This is a genomic window from Streptomyces sp. NBC_00984 (assembly GCF_045162475.1).
Classification (GTDB): Bacteria; Actinomycetota; Actinomycetes; order Streptomycetales; family Streptomycetaceae; genus Streptomyces.
Genome location: NZ_CP108734.1, coordinates 5,131,028 through 5,150,071, shown reverse-complemented (window position 1 = coordinate 5,150,071; position 19,044 = coordinate 5,131,028). Strand labels below are relative to the sequence as shown.

Genomic DNA, 19,044 nt, shown 5'->3' with positions numbered 1-19,044 from the left:
CCGCCCGGCTAGTAACTACACTGGGGAAAGTAGACCCCAACTAGCCGGGCGTCAAGTAAGTTTTTTTAAGGGAGAGCTTCATGGGGAGCACGCCGCACCAGCGCCGTGGCAACACGCGCCAGCGCATTCAGGACGTCGCCCTGGAGCTCTTCGCCGAACAGGGCTACGAGAAGACCTCGCTCCGCGAGATCTCCGAGCGGCTGGACGTCACCAAGGCCGCGCTGTACTACCACTTCAAGACCAAGGAAGACATCCTGGTCAGCATCTTCGAGGACCTCAACCGCCCGGTCGAGGAGCTGCTCGCCTGGGGCAAGGAACAGCCGCGCACCCTGGAGACGAAGAAGGAGATCCTCAGCCGCTACAGCGAGGCCCTGATCGGCGCCGCCCCGCTGTTCCGCTTCATGCAGGAGAACCAGGCGGCCGTACGGGACCTGAGCATCGGGGTGACCATCAAGCAACGCGTCGTCGCTCTGTTCGCCCTGATCCAGGAACCCGGCGCGTCACTGACCGACCAGGTGCGCTGCTCCACCGCGCTCTTCGCGACGCACGCGGGCCTGTTCGCCCTCAAGGACCTCGAAGGCGACCCCGAGGAGAAGCGCAAGGCCGTCCTCGAAGTCGCCTTCGAACTGGTCACCCGGGCACACGGCCAGGAGTCCGCGGAGCAACGCGGGCAGGGGTCCGCGGAGTAACGCGGGCAGGGGCGTCCGGATCAGACGCGCACGCCCTCCTTGTGCAGGAAGCTGACCGGGTTGACCGCGGAGCCGTAGTCGGCGGTGTGCCGGATCTCGAAGTGCAGGTGCGGGCCGCTGGAGTTGCCGGTGTTGCCGGAGAGCGCGATCTTTTCGCCGGTCTTCACGGTCTCGCCGATGCGCACTTCGATCTTCGACAGGTGGGCGTACTGCGAGTACGTGCCGTTGGCGTGCTTGATCACGACGGCGTTGCCGTACGCGGGACCGTCGCCGCCGCCGTTGGGGCCGGCCTTCACGACGGTGCCGGTGTGCGCGGCCTCGACCTTGGTGCCGATCGGCACGGCGAAGTCCTGGCCGGAGTGCTTGTGCGCCCAGCGGCTGCCGTCGTTGCCGAAGCTCGCGCTCAGCTCGTAGCGGCTCACCGGGGCCTCCCAGCTCTGGGCCTTCTTCAGGGCGGCCTTCTTCGCCGCGGCCGCCTTCTTGACCGCCGCCGCCTTCTTGGCCGCGGCCTTCTCGGCGACCTTGCCCTGCACGGCCGCCTGCTCGGCGACCGATTCGGCCGCGCCGGCGTTGATCAGGTTCACGGAATCCGGGGCGCCCGCCGAGCCGGCCGCGAACGCAGCGCCCGCACCGAGAACCATCGACGTCCCCAGGCCGGCTGCCACGACGGCGCCACGGACACGGGACAGGGACGGACGGCGGGAGTGCTGGAACGAAACGCGCTTCGACATAAGCGGAGAACCTCCGGAGATGACTGGACCCGGCGCTCCGGCCGGGCTGGCCATTCCTTGGTAACCCGTACCCCGGCCATTGCTCAAACACCCCATCTACGAACAAAAGCCGTATCCCGAGCCCCGGGAATTCGCCGCAGCGGGTTTCGCGCGACGCGCGCCCGAACCCGTCGAAACTCTTGTTCCGGCCAGGTTTAACCCCAGTTCCAAACCGCTCGAATCGGACAGATCCCAGCGATCCGGGCCCCTGGGTGTCCGGCACCGAAAGCCCCCTCCACCGCAGGGCCGAAGGCCCCCGCGGTGATCACGGCACCCTCCCCTACCGCGCCTAGTAGGCCCGGAACGGGCTGTGCGCCTTGTCACCGTCGGCGGGCCCGAAGGCTGTCCGTTTCGGGACCTTCGGCCTGTGCGCGGGACAGCCCTTAGGCTGACCCGACGACCAGGCCGACTCCGGGGGGCATGCCATGGCCAGTGACGCCGCGGACACCAGCGACATGGATGGCATCGAACTCGCCGACGCCGTCGAGTCGATCCGCAACCAGCTCATCGACGCCGCGGGCCGCGCCACCGGCCGCCCCGTGGCCTTCGAGGTCGGCGACATCCAGATGGAGTTCACCCTCGAACTCCGCAAGGAGATCAAGGGCGGCGGCAAGGTCAAGGCCTGGGTGGTCGAGGCGGGCGCCGATGCCTCCCGCGCGACCGGCCGCACGCACAAGGTCGCGTTCACCCTGAAGCCGCGCGACGCCGCGACCGGCGGGCCCTGGCAGATCGGCCACGGGGACCAGGGCAGCACCGCCCGCTTCGGCGGCGGGGCGGCACGGCCGTGACCACCGCGCTGCCCACCGCGCCCGCGGCGCGCACGGTCGTCGTCCTCGGCGCCGGAACCGTCCAGGGCAGCGGCGCCCTGCTCACCGACCGGCTCGTGCTGACCTGCGCCCATGTGGTCCGGGGCGGCAGCCGGGCCACCGTCGCCCACCCCGGGCGGGCGGACCACGCGACGGCAACGGTCGCCTGGGTCGACCACGACCTCGACGCCGCCCTCCTGCTGACCGCCGAACCGGTGCTCCCGGTCTCCGCGGTACGGCTCGGCGTCCTCCACTCCGAGCAGGCCGTCTCCGGATGCGAGATCACCGGCTTCCCCGACATCCAGCGGTACGGCCCCGAGCGGCATCTGGAGGCCGACCAGTACACGGCCACCGCCCTGCCGATGGCCGGACACCTGCGCGGACTGCTGGTCTGCGAGCTGGACGGCCCGCCGCCCCCGGGAAACGACTCGGAGCCCCCGTCGCTGCGCGGCATGTCCGGCGGACCGGTCTTCGCCGGGAACGTCCTCATCGGCATCGCCCGGCAGATCCCCCGGCAGCGCGGCGGCCGGCGCGTGGAGTGCGTACCGCTCGCCCCGCTCATCGCCTCGCAGCCGTTCGAGCTCGTCTACCGGCAGACCGGCACGGCACTGCGCCACGAGCAGGTCCACGGCCGCTTCCCCAGGGACGCGCGGTACGAGGAGGAGTACGCGGCGGCGCTCGGGGCCGCGTACCGCCGTACGAAGATCTTCGGCCTCGACGAGCTGGGCCGGCGCGACTCCGAGTGGGATCTGGACACCGCGTACCTGAGCCTGGAGGCCCAGCAGGCCTCCGGGCGCGCGGGGCCGTCGCCCATGCGGATCGACACGCTGCTCCCGGACCGCCCCCGGGTCCTGCTGCGCGGCGACGCGGGCGCCGGCAAGACCACGCTGCTCTGGTGGCTGGCGGCGCACGCCTCGGCCGGCACGCTGGGCCCGGAGCTGGCCCCGCTCAACGGCCTGGTCCCGTTCGTCGTACCGCTGCGCACCCTGCGCGCCCAGGGCGGCACGTTCCCCGCCCCCGCGCAGCTCCCCGACGCGGCCCGGCTGGTGATCGACGAGGCTCCCGGGGGCTGGGTCGGCCGGGTGCTGGAGTCGGGCCGGGCGCTGCTGCTGGTCGACGGTCTGGACGAGGTCCCGCGCGACGACCGCGAGCAGGCGCACGAGTGGCTGTCCCGTCTCCTCGACCGGTACCCGGACATCCGCTGTGTGGCCACGGTGCGCCCGCTGGCCGTCGAGCCGGGCTGGCTGATGTCCCAGGACTTCGACGAGCTGCGGCTGCTGCCGATGCGGGACGAGGACATCGAGGCCTTCGTCGCCGCCTGGCACCGGGCCGCCCGGCTGGACGACGAGGACCACGAGACGCTCGGCAGGCTGGAACGGGACCTGATCCAGCAGTTCGCCCGGAACCGGACCCTGCGCGACCTGGCCCGTACGCCACTGCTCTGCGCGGTGATCTGCGCCCTGCACCGACGCCGCCAGGGCATCCTGCCGGAGACCCGCTGGAGCCTGTACGACTCGGCCCTCACGCTGCTGCTCGGCGACCGCGACAAGCAGCGCAGGATCGAGGCTCCCGAGGGCATCACGACGAACGTGGCGGAGCAGGCCCAGCTCCTCCAGCGCATCGCGATCTGGCTGGTGCGGGGCGGCCAGTCGGAGCTCCACCGCTCCGCGGCGCTGCACCAGCTGGAACGCGCCCTGCCGGGCATGGAACGGCTGCGCGGCCAGGGCTCGGCCGAGGAGATCCTGACCCATCTGCTGAACCGCAGCGGAGTCCTCCAGGAGCGCGCCGACGACGTCTACCAGTTCGCCCACCGCACCTTCCAGGACTTCCTCGCCGCGAAGGAGTTCATCGAGGGCGACCAGCTGAACGAACTGCTCGGCCGGGCGGGCGCACAGCACTGGTACGACGTCATCCTGCTCTCGGCCGGCCACTGCGGCCGCCGGGAACACCCGGTACTGGTCAACGGGCTGCTGGACGCGCGGCCCGGCCCCGCCGACACCGTCACCCGGGACGAGGTCGTCGTCCTGGCCGCGCTCTGCGCGCAGCACGCGACCTGGCTGGACGAGACGACACGGGACAGGGTCCGCACGGCCGTCGGGGCGCTGTTCCCGCCGAGGGACCACGCGGACGTACGGCTGCTCGCCCGGCTCGGTCCGGCCGCTCTGGACCATCTGCCGGACCCGGCCAACGTATCCGGCAGGGAGCAGGCCGGCCTGTTCATCGACCTGATCAGCGAAATCGGCGGGCCGGAGGCCATACCGCACGCCCGCCGCTGGGCACTCGCCCACCCGGAACACAGCCACCTGTTCGAGGCGTACTGGAACAGGTACCCGGTACGGGCATACGCCCAGCAGGTCCTTGCCACCTGCGATCTGACGCACGACGCCCTGCAGATCGACGCCCCGGAGAAGCTGGCAGCACTGCGCGACCTGCCGTCCGCCACGAACCTGGAGATCGCCGGGGCCCTCACCGCCGCCGAACTCCACGCCGCCCTGCGCGACGGCCCATGGACCGGACTGGCCTTCCTGCGGAACCCCTGCCTGACCGACCTCTCGTTCCTGACGGACTGCGCCGAGCAGCTCGAGTCCCTGTCGCTGAGCGACTGTCCTGGCGTACGGGACCTCGGCCCCCTCACCGGGCTCCCCGCGCTGAAGGTGGTCGAGCTCGACATGAGCCATCTCCCCGGCAGTGCACTGGCCGCCACGGCTTCGGGAGAACTGCACTCCCTGTGGCTCAGCCGCCTGACGGCCGAACGGCTCTCCCAGCTGCCCGCCCACCCTCAGCTGAGCACACTGACCATCGAGCAGGCAGCCTCACTGGAGGTGGACTCGCTCGACGGCTGGACGAACCTGCGCCGGCTCGGACTGGGAACCCGCACCCCGGTCCGACCGCTGCTCGCCGCTCTCCGGCGGGCTCCGCAGGTGATCCACCTCACCCTGCCCCTGTCGTCCGCGACGGAGTTCACCGGAGAACAGCCCGTGCCTTCCCTCGGCAGCCTGGACCTCTACCTCGACACCGATGTGCTCGAAATGGAACAGATCCCCCGGGTCTTCCCCGCTCTGAAGCGGGTGGTGATCGTGTCGCCCAGGCATGTCGACCGCATCGACATTTCCCCGATCCGGGCGATGCCCGACTGCGAGGTGGCGGCCGGCCCCGCAACGATCGTGGGCGACGACCCACACCGCTGACCCCTCGACACGGCAGAAGGGGCTGCCCCGGACCGTTCGCACGGTCCGGGGCAGCCCCTTCTGCTTCTGCTCAGGCGCTCGGGGGCGTCCTCACACGTCCTTCGACATGTTCGGGCCCGCGCCGCCTGCCGCCTGCTCGATCGGGGGGACGTCGGGCAGCGCCGACTTCTCCTCGCCGCGGAAGGTGAAGGTCTTCTCCTCGCCCTCGCCCTCGGTGCCGACGACCACGATGTGACCGGGGCGCAGCTCACCGAAGAGGATCTTCTCGGAGAGGATGTCCTCGATCTCGCGCTGGATCGTCCGGCGCAGCGGCCGGGCGCCCATCACGGGGTCGTAGCCCTTCTTCGCCAGGAGCGACTTGGCTTCCGAGCTCAGCTCGATGCCCATGTCGCGGTCCTTCAGGCGCTCGTCCACCTTGGCGAGCATGAGGTCGACGATCTGGATGATGTCTTCCTCGGTGAGCTGGTGGAAGACGACCGTGTCGTCGACACGGTTGAGGAACTCGGGGCGGAAGTGCTGCTTGAGCTCTTCGTTGACCTTGTTCTTCATCCGCTCGTAGCCGGTCTTGACGTCACCCTGGGCGGCGAAGCCCAGGTTGAAGCCCTTGGAGATGTCCCGGGTCCCGAGGTTGGTCGTCATGATGATGACCGTGTTCTTGAAGTCCACGACCCGGCCCTGGGAGTCGGTCAGGCGACCGTCTTCCAGAATCTGGAGCAGGGAATTGAAGATATCGGGGTGGGCCTTCTCGACCTCGTCGAAGAGGACGACGGAGAACGGCTTGCGGCGCACCTTCTCGGTGAGCTGGCCGCCCTCTTCGTAACCCACGTAACCGGGGGGAGAACCGAAGAGGCGGGAAACCGTGTGCTTCTCGCTGAACTCCGACATGTCGAGGGCGATCAGCGCGTCCTCGTCACCGAAGAGGAATTCGGCGAGCGTCTTGGAGAGCTCCGTCTTACCGACACCGGACGGGCCGGCGAAGATGAACGAGCCACCGGGGCGCTTCGGGTCCTTCAGACCGGCTCGCGTACGGCGGATCGCCTGCGAGAGGGCCTTGATGGCGTCCTTCTGCCCGATGACGCGCTTGTGGAGCTCGTCCTCCATGCGCAGCAGACGGGAGGACTCCTCCTCCGTCAGCTTGAAGACCGGGATGCCGGTCGCGGTGGCCAGGACCTCGGCGATCAGCTCGCCGTCGACCTCGGCCACGACGTCCATGTCGCCGGCCTTCCACTCCTTCTCGCGCTTGGTCTTCGCCGCCAGCAGCTGCTTCTCCTTGTCACGGAGGGAAGCCGCCTTCTCGAAGTCCTGGGAGTCGATGGCCGACTCCTTGTCGCGGCGGACGCCCGCGATCTTCTCGTCGAACTCGCGGAGGTCCGGCGGCGCGGTCATCCGGCGGATGCGCATCCGGGAGCCGGCCTCGTCGATCAGGTCGATCGCCTTGTCCGGCAGGAAGCGGTCCGAGATGTACCGGTCGGCCAGCGTCGCGGCCTGGACCAGCGCCTCGTCCGTGATGGAGACGCGGTGGTGGGCCTCGTAGCGGTCGCGCAGACCCTTGAGGATCTCGATGGTGTGCGGCAGCGACGGCTCCGCGACCTGGATGGGCTGGAAGCGGCGCTCAAGAGCGGCGTCCTTCTCCAGGTGCTTGCGGTACTCGTCGAGCGTGGTGGCACCGATGGTCTGGAGCTCGCCGCGGGCCAGCATCGGCTTGAGGATGCTGGCGGCGTCGATCGCGCCCTCGGCGGCACCCGCACCCACGAGGGTGTGGAGCTCGTCGATGAACAGGATGATGTCGCCGCGGGTGCGGATCTCCTTGAGGACCTTCTTCAGGCGCTCCTCGAAGTCACCGCGGTAGCGGGAGCCGGCGACCAGCGCGCCGAGGTCGAGGGTGTAGAGGTGCTTGTCCTTGAGGGTCTCGGGCACCTCGCCCTTGACGATGGCCTGCGCCAGTCCCTCGACGACCGCCGTCTTGCCGACGCCGGGCTCGCCGATGAGAACCGGGTTGTTCTTGGTGCGGCGGGACAGCACCTGCATGACCCGCTCGATCTCCTTCTCGCGCCCGATGACCGGGTCGAGCTTGGATTCGCGAGCGGCCTGGGTGAGATTCCGGCCGAACTGGTCGAGCACCAGGGACGTGGAGGGCGTGCCTTCCGCGGGGCCGCCCGCGGTCGCCGCCTCCTTGCTGCCCGAGTACCCGGAGAGCAGCTGGATGACCTGCTGCCGCACCCGGTTCAGGTCGGCGCCCAGCTTCACGAGGACCTGGGCGGCGACGCCCTCGCCCTCGCGGATCAGGCCGAGCAGGATGTGCTCGGTGCCGATGTAGTTGTGGCCGAGCTGGAGGGCCTCGCGGAGCGAGAGCTCCAGGACCTTCTTGGCCCGGGGCGTGAAGGGGATGTGCCCGGACGGGGCCTGCTGGCCCTGGCCGATGATCTCCTCCACCTGCTGGCGGACCGCCTCGAGCGAAATCCCGAGGCTCTCCAGGGCCTTAGCGGCGACACCCTCACCCTCGTGGATAAGGCCCAGGAGGATGTGCTCGGTGCCGATGTAGTTGTGGTTGAGCATCCGGGCTTCTTCCTGAGCCAGGACGACAACCCGCCGCGCGCGGTCGGTGAACCTCTCGAACATCGTTAATCGCTCCTCAGAGCGGTCAGGCAGTAAGGGGTCGGTCCCCTCCCTGTCCTTCCGCAGCTTAGTCCCGCAAGCGGGGACCGCTCATTCCAACTGCCGACACCGTCCTTGGCCTCCTGCCCCGAACGCTGACAACTTCTCCAACCCGATGGTGCGAGACGATGTTCCCGCAGGCCAGGCAGATACCCCTTTCGCCAGTACGCCGATGGCGAACGTGAGATGCCCGAACCTGCGTGTCGCCCCTCCCCACTAGGGATGTCTTACCCGCAATTACAGACAGTCCATGCGGTGCACGCCGGTTCCCTCCGCTACGGGCGAACATATTGGCGTTCCCGAATGCGCCCCTACGCACCCATCCCGGACACATTGCGCGCCCGCTCGGGGACTCTGCGTAACTCCGGAGGTCTCCGGGCCGTTCTTCCGGCATGGCCATCACCGTCCCGCGTCCCGTGCCGTCGGTCACCGGCGAGCGGGAGAGCGGCGACTGCGCCCGGTGGGCGCAGTGGTACGAACGCGAACTCGGCTGGGCGACGGCGGGCACCGCACCGGTGCGCCTGCTGACCGGGCTGCGGTTCGACGTGCTCCAGGTTCCCGCGGCCGCCGGTCAGGCGGCGCTGCGGCGGCTGGACCGCACCGGGCCCGTGGCGCTGTCGGGCGCGCGGATGAGCCTGCTGGTGGCGGTGGGAAGCGCCGACGAGCTGCCCGGACTGCTCGACTGGCTGGAGTGGGGAGGCGTCGCCCTCTCCCTGACCGCCATCGGTGCGGGCGGCCGGATCACGGCGCCGGTGCCGCCCGGACGGATGGCGGGCCGGCCGGGGGCCGCCGCATGGCTGCGACCCCCTGGGCCACGACACGAGGAAGGGTCGGAGTTCCCGGCCCTCGCCGGCCTCGGGAGCAGGGGTGGGGGTGCTCCCGATCTCGTACGGCTGGTGGACGCGGTGGCGACGGAATGCCACCGGGCCCGGTTGATGCTTGCCCGGACAGGGCCGTCGACGGTCGGGTCGACAGCTCAGCCGTTGGCCTTCTCGTAAGCTTCGCGGATCTCCGCGGGAACACGGCCACGGTCATTCACATTGTGGCCGTTCTCGCGGGCCCACTTACGGATCTCGGCGGTGTCCTTGTTGCCACCCGTAACGGCGCGGCCCTTGCCACGGCCGGCCGACGCGCGGCCACCCGTACGCCGACCACCCTTGGTGTACGGCTCAAGAAGACCACGGAGCTTGTCCGCGTTGCTCGTCGTGAGGTCAATCTCGTACGTCTTGCCATCGAGAGCGAACGTGACCGTCTCGTCCGCCTCGCCGCCGTCGAGGTCATCGACAAGAAGGACCTGAACCTTCTGTGCCACTGGATTCCCTTTCATCGAAAATGCAGTACGCGGAAAGGAAACCGCTTTTCCCCGGAAAACACAAACCCCCGGGAGAGGTTCAGGATCACGAGAAGACGGGAAACATGCGCGATTCGGACATAGGGTTCCGGCTTCTTGTGGCGGTCGCAGATGGCGGTCACAGATGCAGAAGCATCCGACTGTTGCCCAAGGTGTTCGGCTTCACTCGTTCGAGACCCAGGAACTCTGCTACACCCTCGTCATAGGAACGCAGCAGCTCGCTGTAGACATCTCCGTCGACCGGCGTCTCTCCGATCTCCACGAAGCCGTGCTTCGCGAAGAAGTCCACTTCGAAGGTGAGACAGAAAACCCGCCGGACGCCCAGCCAGCGGGCGGTCTGCAACAACTTGTCCAGCACTTGATGACCGACTCCGGCACCCCTGATGCTGTGATCGACGGCGAGAGTACGCACTTCGGCGAGGTCTTCCCACATCACGTGCAGTGCGCCGCAGCCGATGACACGGGCGTCCTCGTCGCGTTCCGCGATCCAGAACTCCTGGATGTCCTCGTAAAGCGTCACGGTCGCTTTGTCCAGCAGGATGCCTTCGCGTACGTACCCGTCGAGGAGACGGCGGACCGATGCCACATCACTGGTCCTGGCACGTCGGACTGTGATGGCCGTGTTTATGACCGCCGGTTCGGTACGGGAATCGGCATGAGGAAGCTCTGGGGGCATACCCCGACGCTATCGCCCGGCCCCCGGGCCCGCCCCATCGGCCGGATCTCCGGCCGCTTCTCCGGCCGCTTCTCCGGCTGGTCCATCGGCCGGTTCACCCGTCGCCGCCCCGGCCGGTTCGCCGGGCGTGGGCCCGGGGGCTCCGGACAGGTCGGGCAGAACGATCCGCATGGCGTCCTGGAGGGCCTCGCGCTGCTGGGCGGACATCATGCCGAAGAAGGCGACAAGAGCGGCCGCGGGGTTGTCGCTGCGCGACCATGCTTCGTTCATCAGTGCGGCCGAGTAGGCGGCGCGGGTGGAGACCGCCGTATATCTATATGCGCGGCCGTCGACTTCCCTGCGCACCCAGCCCTTCTGATGGAGATTGTCCATTACCGTCATGACGGTGGTGTAGGCGATGGAGCGTTCCTGCTGAAGGTCTTCAAGGACTTCCCGCACGGTGACCGGGCGGTTCCATTGCCAGACCCGTGTCATCACGGCGTCTTCCAGATCTCCCAATGGGCGGGGCACAATGACACTTTAGTGCCAAATGCCTGGAATGACCGGTTTATTTGAGCAGCAAAAGGGCGCACGGCTCCCGGTGAGCCGTGCGCCCTTCGTGTGCTGCGGAGTGCAGGGGTCAGACGCCGTCGGTCCGCGGTGCCTGCTGGACCGACTCGGCGCGGCCGATCGCCAGGTCCACGGCCGCGTCCTCCTTGGCCTTGTTGGGACCGCCCTGGCTCTTGACGATCGTCACGACGAGGCCGATGAAAAAGGCGGCCATCACCACGGGGGGCACGAGCGCGGATACGTAGTCCATGGCGTCCAGAGTAGCGAGGCCGGTACGGACTTCCGCGCCACCCCTCCGCTACCCCGCGGCGCGCTCCTCCTCCTGTGGCGGCGCCGGGCGGCGGCGGGGCGGGAAGACCTCCGAGGGCTTCGGCGCGGGGCGCCCGGACGGCCGGTTGGGCCGGGCGGGTGCCGCCGGGGCCTTGGGCCGTTCGGGTTCGGCGTCGGCCGCCCGGCCGCCGGGCAGGGCCAGGAGCCGGCTGCGCGGCGCGGGAGTCCTCGCCGACGCGACGCGTCCGGCGAGGCGGGCCTGCACCGACCGCTCCGCCAGCACCTGACAGCGCTCCAGGAGCGCCGCGGCCACCGGCCTGTGGCGCAGGGCGCGCAGCGCGGCGAGGTCGTCGGGGCCGGGGTCGTACCCGCCCGCCAGGGCGTCCTGGAGCAGCTCCAGGTAGCCGCCGACCGAGCCGGGGAGGGCGTTGCGGTAGCGGACGAGGTCGGCGAGGAGGAACGTGCGCAGCCGTCCCGCCTCGCCGACCGCCTCGTCCACGGCACCGGCCAGCCGCAGGCAGTCCTGGACGTCCTCGTCCGGTAGGGGCATGGGGTGAAGGGCGATGGCCAGGGCGCGTCGGAGCACACGCAGCTCGTCCGCGCTGAACGCCATGCCGCCGCGTGATCCGTAAGGCGTGGGCATGGAGCGACAATACGTGCTAAATGGACAAAATCGGCTTAACTGGCCGCCGGCGGCGCGGCGGCGGCCCCGCTCCCCGCAAGCCGTTCCCGCAGGTACGCCGCCTGTCCACTACAGCCGGGACACGTTCCGCTCGTACACCAGGCGCAGGCCGATGAGGGTCAGCCAGGGCTCGTGCTCGTCGATGACGGAGGACTCGCCCAACACCATCGGCGCAAGGCCGCCCGTCGCGATGACGGTGACGTCCTCGGGGTCGGCCGCCAGCTCCTTCTTCATCCGTGCGACGACGCCGTCGACCTGGCCGGCGAAGCCGTAGATGATGCCCGACTGCATCGCCTCGACCGTGTTCTTGCCGATCACACTGCGCGGCCGGGCCAGCTCGATCTTGCGGAGCTGGGCGCCCTTGACGCCGAGCGCCTCGACCGAGATCTCGATGCCGGGGGCGATGACACCGCCGGTGTACTCGCCCCGGGCGGAGACCGCGTCGAAGGTGGTGGCCGTGCCGAAGTCGACGACGATCGCCGGACCGCCGTACAGGTCGACGGCGGCGACCGCGTTGATGATGCGGTCCGCGCCGACCTCCTTCGGGTTGTCCATCAGGATCGGCACCCCGGTCTTGATGCCCGGCTCGACGAGGACGGCGGGGACGTCGCCGTAGTAGCGGCGGGTCACCTCGCGCAGCTCGTGCAGGACGGCCGGGACCGTGGAGCAGATCGCGATGCCCTCGATGCCGTCGCCCAGCTCCATGCCGAGCAGCGGGTGCATGCCCATCAGGCCCTGGAGCAGCACGGCGAGCTCGTCGGCGGTGCGGCGGGCGTCGGTGGAGATCCGCCAGTGCTCGACGATCTCCTCGCCGTCGAACAGGCCGAGGACGGTGTGGGTGTTGCCGACGTCGATGGTGAGCAGCATCAGACGACGGCCCCGTCGGTGGCGCGGAAGTCCAGGCCGATGTCGAGGATCGGCGAGGAGTGGGTGAGCGCGCCGACGGCCAGGTAGTCGACGCCCGCCTCGGCGTAGGCGCGGGCGGTGTCGAGGGAGAGCCGGCCGGAGGACTCCAGGACCGCGCGGCCGCCGACCAGGGCGACCGCCTCGGCCGTCTGCAGCGGGGTGAAGTTGTCCAGCAGGATCAGGTCGGCGCCCGCGTCGAGCACCTCGCGGACCTGCTGCAGGGTGTCGACCTCGACCTCGATCGGTACGTCCGGGAACTCGTCCCGTACCCGCTTGAAGGCCTCGGCCACGCCGCCCGCCGCGATGACGTGGTTGTCCTTGACCAGCGCCGCGTCCGACAGCGACATGCGGTGGTTGACGCCGCCGCCGCAGCGCACCGCGTACTTCTCCATGGCGCGCAGGCCCGGGGTGGTCTTGCGGGTGTCGCGGACCCTGGCCTTCGTGCCTTCGAGCACATCGGCCCAGGCGCGGGTGGCGGTCGCGATGCCGGAGAGCCTGCACAACAGGTTGAGCGCGCTGCGCTCGCCGGTGAGCAGGTCGCGGGTGCGGGTGGTGACGGTCAGCAGCTTCTGTCCGGGGGCGACCCGGTCGCCGTCCTCGACGTGGCGCTCGACCGCGAACTCGTCCGTGCAGACGATGGACAGGACGGCCTCGGCGACGCGCAGACCGGCCACGACGCCTGCCTCGCGGGCGGTGAAGTCGCCGGTGGCCACGGCGTCCTCGGCGACGGTCGCGACGGTGGTGACGTCCACACCGCCGTCGAGGTCCTCCTCGATGGCGACGTGCGCGACGTCCTCGACCTGGACCGGGTCCAGGCCCGCGTCGGCGAGGAGCTGGGCGAGGGCGGGGTCGAGGCCGCACTCCAACGGATCGACCTCGTAGTAATCGTCCCCGCCGCAGCCGCAGCCGTCCCCGCAGCCGCCCGCGGACGGTGCGGGCGCGCCGATCTGGATCAGCGGTACGTCCACGGGTGTGGGGCGCGGATTCTCTTCGGGCGTGCTCACGGTTACGGCTCCTCGGTGACGTCGGCGGGGTGGGTCAGGGGTGCTGCTGCGCAGTCTGGTGCCTGCGTGGGGCGTACGGGCCCGAATGCCTCGGTCTCCGTCCGACGGAGGACCGGTTGACGCTCCGGGGTGAGCCGGACGACGAGGTGGCGGCGCCAGTTCTCGTCGTCGCGCTCGGGCCGGTCCTCGCGCCAGTGGCAGCCGCGGGTCTCCTCGCGCCGCCGGGCGGCGGCGACCAGGACGCGCGAGACGAGCAGCAGGTTGGTGGCCTCCCACGCCTCGACGCCGGGCACCGCGACCTTGGGTTCGTCCGCCTCCACGGCCAGCGCGGCGCTGTCGTGGAGGGCCTCCAGCTCGTCGGCGGCGACGGCCAGGCTCTCGGCGGAGCGGAGCACTCCGGCGCCCCGGGTCATGATGCGCTGGATCGTGCTACGGGCCTCCGGGGCGATCAGCGGGGAGGGCGCGCGGTCGTCGCCGGTTTCCGCGGCGCCCGCGCGGGGCCGGTCCTCGACGATGTCCGCCGCGATGCGCTCGGCGAAGACGAGGCCCTCCAGGAGGGAGTTGGACGCCAGCCGGTTCGCGCCGTGCACGCCGGTGCAGGCGACCTCGCCGCAGGCGTACAGGCCGGGCACCGTGGTACGTCCCCGCAGGTCGGTGCGGATGCCGCCGGAGGCGTAGTGCGCGGCGGGGGCGACCGGGATCGGTTCGGTGATCGGGTCGATGCCGTGGGCGCGGCAGGCCGCCAGGATCGTGGGGAAGCGCTGCTCCCACATCTCGGCGCCGAAGTGGCGGGCGTCGAGGTACATGTGCTCGGTGCCGTGCAGCCCCATCCGGCGGGTGATGGCCTTGGCGACGATGTCGCGCGGGGCCAGCTCCGCCAGTTCGTGCTGTCCGAGCATGAAGCGCGTACCGGACGCGTCGACGAGATGGGCGCCCTCGCCCCGTACCGCTTCCGACACCAGCGGCTGCTGGCCCTCGGAGCCGGCGCCGAGGAAGAGGACCGTCGGGTGGAACTGGACGAATTCCAGGTCGGAGACCTCCGCGCCGGCCCGCAGCGCCAGCGCCACGCCGTCGCCGGTGGAGACCGCCGGGTTGGTGGTGGCGGAGAAGACCTGGCCCATGCCGCCGGTGGCGAGGACCACCGCGGGGGCGTGGACCGCGCCGACGCCGTCGTGCTGACCCTCGCCCATGACGTGCAGCGTGACGCCCGCGGTACGCCCTTCGGCGTCGGTGAGGAGGTCCAGGACGAGCGCGTTCTCCACGGTGTGCAGGGCGGCTTCGCGGACCGCCTCGACCAGGGCGCGGGAGATCTCGGCGCCCGTCGCGTCGCCGCCCGCGTGGGCGATGCGGCGGCGGTGGTGGCCGCCCTCACGGGTCAGCGCGATGTCGCCGCTCTCCGTGGTGTCGAAGTGGGCGCCGGTCCCGATCAGCCGGCGCACGGCGTCCGGGCCCTCGGTGACCAGGGTCCGGACCGCCGCCTCGTCGCACAGACCGGCGCCCGCGACCAGGGTGTCGTCGAGATGCTGCTCGGGGGTGTCGCCCTCGCCGAGGGCGGCCGCGATACCGCCCTGCGCCCAGCGGGTGGAGCCGTCGTCGAGGCGGGCCTTGGTGACGACGACGGTGGCGAGGCCCGCGGCGGCGCAGCGCAGCGCGGTGGTGAGACCGGCCACGCCGGAGCCGACCACCACGACGTCGGCGTCGATGGACCAGCCTGGGGCGGGGGCGGTCAGCCGTATTCCGGTCACGTGGTGGCTCCGAAGGTCAGCGGGATGTTGTCGATGAGGCGGGTCCTGCCGACCCGCGCGGCGATGGCGAGGATCGCCTCACCGGAGGTGCGGTCGTCGGGGATCTCGGTGAAGTCGGCCGGGTCCACGAGCGCCAGGTAGTCCAGGGCGAGCGGGGGCTGCGCGCCCGCCGCGTCGTCGAGGATCAGGAGCGCCGCGGCCCGTACCGCCGAGGGGCCGTCGACCGGGCGGGCCAGGGCCACCGCCTGGGTGTCGGCGGCCGCGCGGGCCTCGCCGAGCGCGGTGAGCGCGGCGGCCCGGCCGGTGGTGGCCGCGGTGGTCTGTGCGCGGGCGTGCAGCGCCTGCTGGGCGGCGAGCCGGTCGCGGGCGGCGAACAGGGCCCGGGACAGGGCGAGGGCGGTGTGCCGTTCCTCCGCGTCCAGGAAGCGGTTGCGGCTGGAGAGCGCGAGGCCGTCCGGCTCGCGGACCGTCTCCACGCCGACGATCTCCACCGGGAAGTTCAGATCGCGCACCATGCGGCGGATCAGCGCCAGCTGCTGGGCGTCCTTCTGCCCGAAGAACGCGACGTCGGGGCGGGTGAGATGGAGGAGCTTGGCGACGACCGTGAGCATGCCGTCGAAGTGCCCGGGGCGCGAGGCGCCTTCGAGCCGCTCGCCCATCGGGCCCGCGGAGATCCGGACCTGCGGTTCGCCGCCGGGGTAGACCTCGTCGACGGACGGCGCGAAGACCGCGTCCGCCCCGGCGGCGCCCGCCACGGCGAGGTCGGCGTCGAGCGTACGGGGGTAGCGGTCCAGGTCGGCGGCCTCGCCGAACTGGAGCGGGTTGACGAAGACGGTGGCGACCACCTGGCCGTCGGGGCCCGCCGCCGCGCGTGCGGCGCGGATCAGGGTCGCGTGGCCCTCGTGCAGGGCGCCCATGGTCATGACGACGGCCCGCGGCCCCTTGCGGGGGGCGAACGCGCCGAGCTCGGCCGCGGTACGGAGCAGGGTGGCGGCGGGACCGTGGGACGTCCGCGGTGCGACGGGGCGGGGGGTGCCGGGCCTGCCGGTCGTGTCGGTCATCGGGGCTCCTGTGATCCGGTGCCGCCCGTGGTGCCGGTGCCCGTGCCGTCGGCCAGGACCCCGAGCAGGTCCTCGGCCAGCTCCGGCTTGAGCATGCCGTGGGCTAGCGCGCGGTCGGCGGTGGCGCGGGCCATCGCGACGTATCCGGCCACGGCCTGCGGGGCGTGCCTGCGCAGCTCGCCGATGTGCGCGGCGACCGTACCGGCGTCGCCGCGGGCCACGGGGCCGGTCAGCGCGGCGTCGCCGGAGCGCAGCGCGTTGTCGAGCGCGGCGCCGAGGAGGGGGCCGAGCATCCGGTCGGGGGCGGCGACCCCGGCCGTACGCAGCAGCTCCATCGACTGGGCGACCAGGGTGACCAGGTGGTTCGCGCCGAGGGCGAGCGCCGCGTGGTAGAGCGGACGGGACTCCTCCGCAATCCATTCGGGCTCGCCGCCCATCTCGATGACCAGCGCCTCGGCGGCGAGCCGCAGCTCCTCGGGGGCGGTCACGCCGAAGGAGCAGCCGGCCAGCCGCTGGACGTCGACGGAGGTGCCGGTGAACGTCATCGCCGGGTGCAGGGCGAGCGGCAGGGCACCGGCCCGCAGCGCCGGGTCCAGGACCTTCGTCCCGTACCGCCCCGAGGTGTGGACGATCAGCTGCCCCGGCCGCACCGCACCGGTCTCGGCAAGGCCTTCGACCAGGCCGGGCAGGGCGTCGTCGGGGACGGTCAGCAGCACCAGCTCGGCGCGCGCGAGGACCTCGGCGGGCTCCACCAGCGGTACGTCGGGCAGCAGGGCGGCCGCCCTGCGCACGGACGCGTCGGAGACGCCCGACACGGCGACCGGCCGGTGCCCGGCGAGCTGCAGGGACGCGGCGAGAGCGGGGCCGACACGGCCCGCACCCACGACGCCGACCGTGAGGCGGGCGGGGCGGTCCCTCGCGTCGAGGGGTTCATGGGGGGCTGTTGCATTCACGCGGCGGGGCCTTCCGTTCCAGTCCGCGGGGGGTACCGGACGATTTCTCTGCATGCTACGCCAGCGTTTCGCCCGGACTCCTGGCCGTCCACAGCCTGTGGGTAAAGTCCGGGCGGGGGCGCGGACCGGAGCCGGGGCGCCCGAAAAAAACCATGCGGGCCCGAGCTGCGCGCTGCGTGATGATCGTCCCATGACAGACACAGCAGACCTGGACGGGCAGCTGCGGCCGGAAGCGCGGGAGGAATCCCAGGAGGAAGCGCAGCGGCTGCGCAGGATCAACGCCTGGCACGCGGCCGAACGAGTCCTGATCAGGCCGCCCATGAACCTCTCGCTCGGCGAACGGCTGGCCGCGCTGACGGCCGGGGCCGGGGCCGTCACCGATCTCGACCGCCCCGCGGACATCTACGGCAACGGCGTCGTCGCCGAACTGGAGGAGCGGATCGCGGGCCTGCTGGGCATGGAGGCCGCCGCGTTCTTCCCGACCGGGACGATGGCGCAGCAGGTCGCGCTGCGGTGCTGGGCCGGGCGGACCGGCGATTCCACGGTGGCGCTGCATCCCCTCGCCCACCCCGAGGTGCACGAACGCGGCGCGCTGGGGGCGGTGAGCGGGCTGCGTACCGTCCATCCGACGTCCGAGCCCCGGCTGCCCACGGCCCAGGAGATCCGCGACTTCGACGAGCCGTTCGGCACGCTGATGCTGGAGCTGCCGTTGCGCGACGCCGGTTTCGTCCTGCCGACGTGGGAGGAGCTGGAGGCCGTGGTGGCGGCCGCGCGGGAACGCGATGCGGTGGTGCACATCGACGGCGCGCGGCTGTGGGAGTGCGCCCCCCACTTCGGGCGGGAGCTGCCGGAGATCGCGGCGCTCGCGGACAGCGTGTACGTGTCGTTCTACAAGACCCTCGGCGGAATCTCCGGGGCCGCGCTGGTCGGTCCCGGGTCGCTGATCGAGGAGGCCCGCACCTGGCGCCACCGGTACGGCGGGCAGCTCTTCCAGCAGTTCCCCGCGGCGCTCACCGCCCTGATCGGCCTCGATCAGGAGCTGCCGCAGCTGCCTTCGTACGTGGCACGGGCGAAGGTGGTGGCCGGGGCGATGGCCGAGGGCTTCTCGGCGGCCGGCACCGGGTGGTTCCGGGTGCATCCGGAGCCGCCGCACACGCATCAGTTCCAGGTGTGGCTGCCGTACGGGGAGGACGTCCTGACGGAGGCGGCGGTGCGGCAGGCGGAGGAGACGGGCGTGTCCCTCTTCCGCAAGTGGTACCCCGCGGCCGCCGGGCCGCCCGGACTGTCGTTCACCGAGGTGACGGTGGGGCGGGAAGGGCTGGAGTGGACGGCTGAGGATGTACGGGACGCGGTGCGGGAGTTCGTGGCGCGGCTGGCCTAGCAGGAGCCTGCCGGGCCGACCGGGGAACGGCCGGGAGCACCGGAACCGTCGGCTCCGCGGCTTCGGGCCGACCCGGCTCCGCGGCTTCGGGCCGACCCGGCTCCGCGGTTTCGGACGGCCCCGGCTCCGCGGCTTCGGGTGAACAGGGACCGCAGCGCCGCCCATCGGCGACCACGCGCCGGGCGGCCCGCGATCACCGCGTCGAAACGGCGCCGGTCGCGGGCCTCGCGCACCACTTCCCAGTCGTGCCGGCCCGGCAGCGGCGGCGGAAGTTCGCCCCGCTGGGCCGCGCGATAGCTGTCGATCATGTGCTGCTGAATGGCGTCCATGGGCCTCAGCGTGGGCCGGTCCCGGCCCG

General features: G+C 71.4%; 18 protein-coding genes. 5 read left to right on the top strand and 13 right to left on the bottom strand.

Annotated features, from left to right (window positions below; genetic code table 11):
* Positions 1 to 80: 80 nt before the first annotated feature.
* Positions 81 to 689, top strand: a complete 609-nt coding sequence (locus tag OG520_RS22960; RefSeq protein WP_399336564.1) for a TetR/AcrR family transcriptional regulator — start codon at positions 81 to 83, stop codon at positions 687 to 689.
* A 20-nt stretch (positions 690 to 709) separates the two neighbouring features.
* Here OG520_RS22960 and OG520_RS22955 read toward each other — a convergent pair whose 3' ends face one another.
* On the bottom strand, positions 710 to 1,420 hold the full coding sequence (locus tag OG520_RS22955) for a M23 family metallopeptidase (RefSeq protein WP_406014422.1): 711 nt from the start codon (positions 1,418 to 1,420) through the stop codon (positions 710 to 712).
* Positions 1,421 to 1,884: 464 nt separating this feature from the next.
* Between OG520_RS22955 and OG520_RS22950 the strand changes: the two genes are divergently transcribed.
* Positions 1,885 to 2,247, top strand: a complete 363-nt coding sequence (locus OG520_RS22950; protein ID WP_399329455.1) for a trypco2 family protein — start codon at positions 1,885 to 1,887, stop codon at positions 2,245 to 2,247.
* Positions 2,244 to 5,453 carry an NACHT domain-containing protein gene (locus OG520_RS22945; RefSeq protein WP_406014421.1) on the top strand — a complete coding sequence of 1,070 codons (3,210 nt, stop codon included), beginning with the start codon at positions 2,244 to 2,246 and terminating at the stop codon, positions 5,451 to 5,453. Before OG520_RS22950 ends, OG520_RS22945 begins: the two co-directional genes overlap by 4 nt.
* A 90-nt stretch (positions 5,454 to 5,543) precedes the next feature.
* On the opposite strand, the gene OG520_RS22940 is transcribed toward OG520_RS22945, so the two are convergent.
* A complete protein-coding gene (locus OG520_RS22940) occupies positions 5,544 to 8,072 on the bottom strand; it encodes an ATP-dependent Clp protease ATP-binding subunit (RefSeq protein ID WP_329820414.1) in 2,529 nt (842 codons plus the stop codon).
* A gap of 428 nt (positions 8,073 to 8,500) precedes the next feature.
* Here OG520_RS22940 and OG520_RS22935 point away from each other — a divergent pair, with 428 nt between their 5' ends.
* Positions 8,501 to 9,106, top strand: a complete 606-nt coding sequence (locus OG520_RS22935) for an SCO3374 family protein (RefSeq protein ID WP_266417708.1) — start codon at positions 8,501 to 8,503, stop codon at positions 9,104 to 9,106.
* Here OG520_RS22935 and OG520_RS22930 read toward each other — a convergent pair.
* From OG520_RS22930 to OG520_RS22885, 10 genes are all read right to left on the bottom strand, one after another.
* Positions 9,085 to 9,420 carry an Lsr2 family protein gene (locus tag OG520_RS22930; RefSeq protein ID WP_266417706.1) on the bottom strand — a complete coding sequence of 112 codons (336 nt, stop codon included), beginning with the start codon at positions 9,418 to 9,420 and terminating at the stop codon, positions 9,085 to 9,087. The two genes, OG520_RS22935 and OG520_RS22930, sit on opposite strands and share 22 nt — an antisense overlap.
* A gap of 157 nt (positions 9,421 to 9,577) precedes the next feature.
* Positions 9,578 to 10,135 (bottom strand): amino-acid N-acetyltransferase, encoded by a 558-nt coding sequence (locus OG520_RS22925; protein WP_406014420.1) that lies wholly within the window; start codon positions 10,133 to 10,135, stop codon positions 9,578 to 9,580.
* 9 nt (positions 10,136 to 10,144) lie between these two features.
* Positions 10,145 to 10,645, bottom strand: a complete 501-nt coding sequence (locus OG520_RS22920; RefSeq protein ID WP_406014419.1) for a BlaI/MecI/CopY family transcriptional regulator — start codon at positions 10,643 to 10,645, stop codon at positions 10,145 to 10,147.
* A gap of 109 nt (positions 10,646 to 10,754) precedes the next feature.
* Entirely contained in the window at positions 10,755 to 10,934 is a 180-nt protein-coding gene (locus tag OG520_RS22915) for a hypothetical protein (protein ID WP_376211181.1), read from the bottom strand.
* 48 nt (positions 10,935 to 10,982) lie between these two features.
* A complete protein-coding gene (locus OG520_RS22910; protein WP_406016541.1) occupies positions 10,983 to 11,567 on the bottom strand; it encodes a hypothetical protein in 585 nt (194 codons plus the stop codon).
* Positions 11,568 to 11,705: 138 nt separating this feature from the next.
* Positions 11,706 to 12,503, bottom strand: coding sequence for a type III pantothenate kinase (locus OG520_RS22905; RefSeq protein WP_266417696.1), 798 nt, complete (start codon positions 12,501 to 12,503; stop codon positions 11,706 to 11,708).
* On the bottom strand, positions 12,503 to 13,546 hold the full coding sequence (nadC, locus tag OG520_RS22900) for a carboxylating nicotinate-nucleotide diphosphorylase (protein WP_399329450.1): 1,044 nt from the start codon (positions 13,544 to 13,546) through the stop codon (positions 12,503 to 12,505). Before nadC ends, OG520_RS22905 begins: the two co-directional genes overlap by 1 nt.
* A 2-nt stretch (positions 13,547 to 13,548) precedes the next feature.
* On the bottom strand, positions 13,549 to 15,291 hold the full coding sequence (locus OG520_RS22895; protein WP_399329449.1) for an L-aspartate oxidase: 1,743 nt from the start codon (positions 15,289 to 15,291) through the stop codon (positions 13,549 to 13,551).
* Positions 15,288 to 16,352, bottom strand: coding sequence for a pantoate--beta-alanine ligase (gene panC / locus OG520_RS22890; RefSeq protein ID WP_399329448.1), 1,065 nt, complete (start codon positions 16,350 to 16,352; stop codon positions 15,288 to 15,290). The genes OG520_RS22895 and panC overlap by 4 nt, the downstream gene beginning before the upstream one ends.
* Positions 16,349 to 17,305 (bottom strand): Rossmann-like and DUF2520 domain-containing protein, encoded by a 957-nt coding sequence (locus OG520_RS22885; RefSeq protein WP_385326170.1) that lies wholly within the window; start codon positions 17,303 to 17,305, stop codon positions 16,349 to 16,351. The genes panC and OG520_RS22885 overlap by 4 nt, the downstream gene beginning before the upstream one ends.
* Positions 17,306 to 17,495: 190 nt before the next feature.
* On the opposite strand from OG520_RS22885, the gene OG520_RS22880 reads away from it, so the two are divergent.
* Entirely contained in the window at positions 17,496 to 18,686 is a 1,191-nt protein-coding gene (locus OG520_RS22880; protein ID WP_406014418.1) for a threonine aldolase family protein, read from the top strand.
* Here OG520_RS22880 and OG520_RS22875 read toward each other — a convergent pair.
* Positions 18,683 to 19,015, bottom strand: coding sequence for a hypothetical protein (locus OG520_RS22875; RefSeq protein ID WP_406014417.1), 333 nt, complete (start codon positions 19,013 to 19,015; stop codon positions 18,683 to 18,685). The genes OG520_RS22880 and OG520_RS22875 overlap by 4 nt on opposite strands.
* Positions 19,016 to 19,044: the final 29 nt, after the last annotated feature.

What these genes read in the sequence shown, in the direction of transcription:
- OG520_RS22960 (WP_399336564.1), top strand. Translation starts at nt 81, where the DNA reads ATGGGGAGCACGCCGCACCAGCGCCGTGGCAACACGCGCCAGCGCATT.
- OG520_RS22955 (WP_406014422.1), bottom strand. Translation starts at nt 1,420, where the DNA reads ATGTCGAAGCGCGTTTCGTTCCAGCACTCCCGCCGTCCGTCCCTGTCC.
- panC (WP_399329448.1), bottom strand. Translation starts at nt 16,352, where the DNA reads ATGACCGACACGACCGGCAGGCCCGGCACCCCCCGCCCCGTCGCACCG.
- OG520_RS22875 (WP_406014417.1), bottom strand. Translation starts at nt 19,015, where the DNA reads ATGGACGCCATTCAGCAGCACATGATCGACAGCTATCGCGCGGCCCAG.
- OG520_RS22935 (WP_266417708.1), top strand. Translation starts at nt 8,501, where the DNA reads ATGGCCATCACCGTCCCGCGTCCCGTGCCGTCGGTCACCGGCGAGCGG.
- OG520_RS22925 (WP_406014420.1), bottom strand. Translation starts at nt 10,135, where the DNA reads ATGCCCCCAGAGCTTCCTCATGCCGATTCCCGTACCGAACCGGCGGTC.
- OG520_RS22880 (WP_406014418.1), top strand. Translation starts at nt 17,496, where the DNA reads ATGACAGACACAGCAGACCTGGACGGGCAGCTGCGGCCGGAAGCGCGG.
- OG520_RS22940 (WP_329820414.1), bottom strand. Translation starts at nt 8,072, where the DNA reads ATGTTCGAGAGGTTCACCGACCGCGCGCGGCGGGTTGTCGTCCTGGCT.
- OG520_RS22910 (WP_406016541.1), bottom strand. Translation starts at nt 11,567, where the DNA reads ATGGCGTTCAGCGCGGACGAGCTGCGTGTGCTCCGACGCGCCCTGGCC.
- OG520_RS22915 (WP_376211181.1), bottom strand. Translation starts at nt 10,934, where the DNA reads ATGGACTACGTATCCGCGCTCGTGCCCCCCGTGGTGATGGCCGCCTTT.
- OG520_RS22905 (WP_266417696.1), bottom strand. Translation starts at nt 12,503, where the DNA reads ATGCTGCTCACCATCGACGTCGGCAACACCCACACCGTCCTCGGCCTG.
- OG520_RS22950 (WP_399329455.1), top strand. Translation starts at nt 1,885, where the DNA reads ATGGCCAGTGACGCCGCGGACACCAGCGACATGGATGGCATCGAACTC.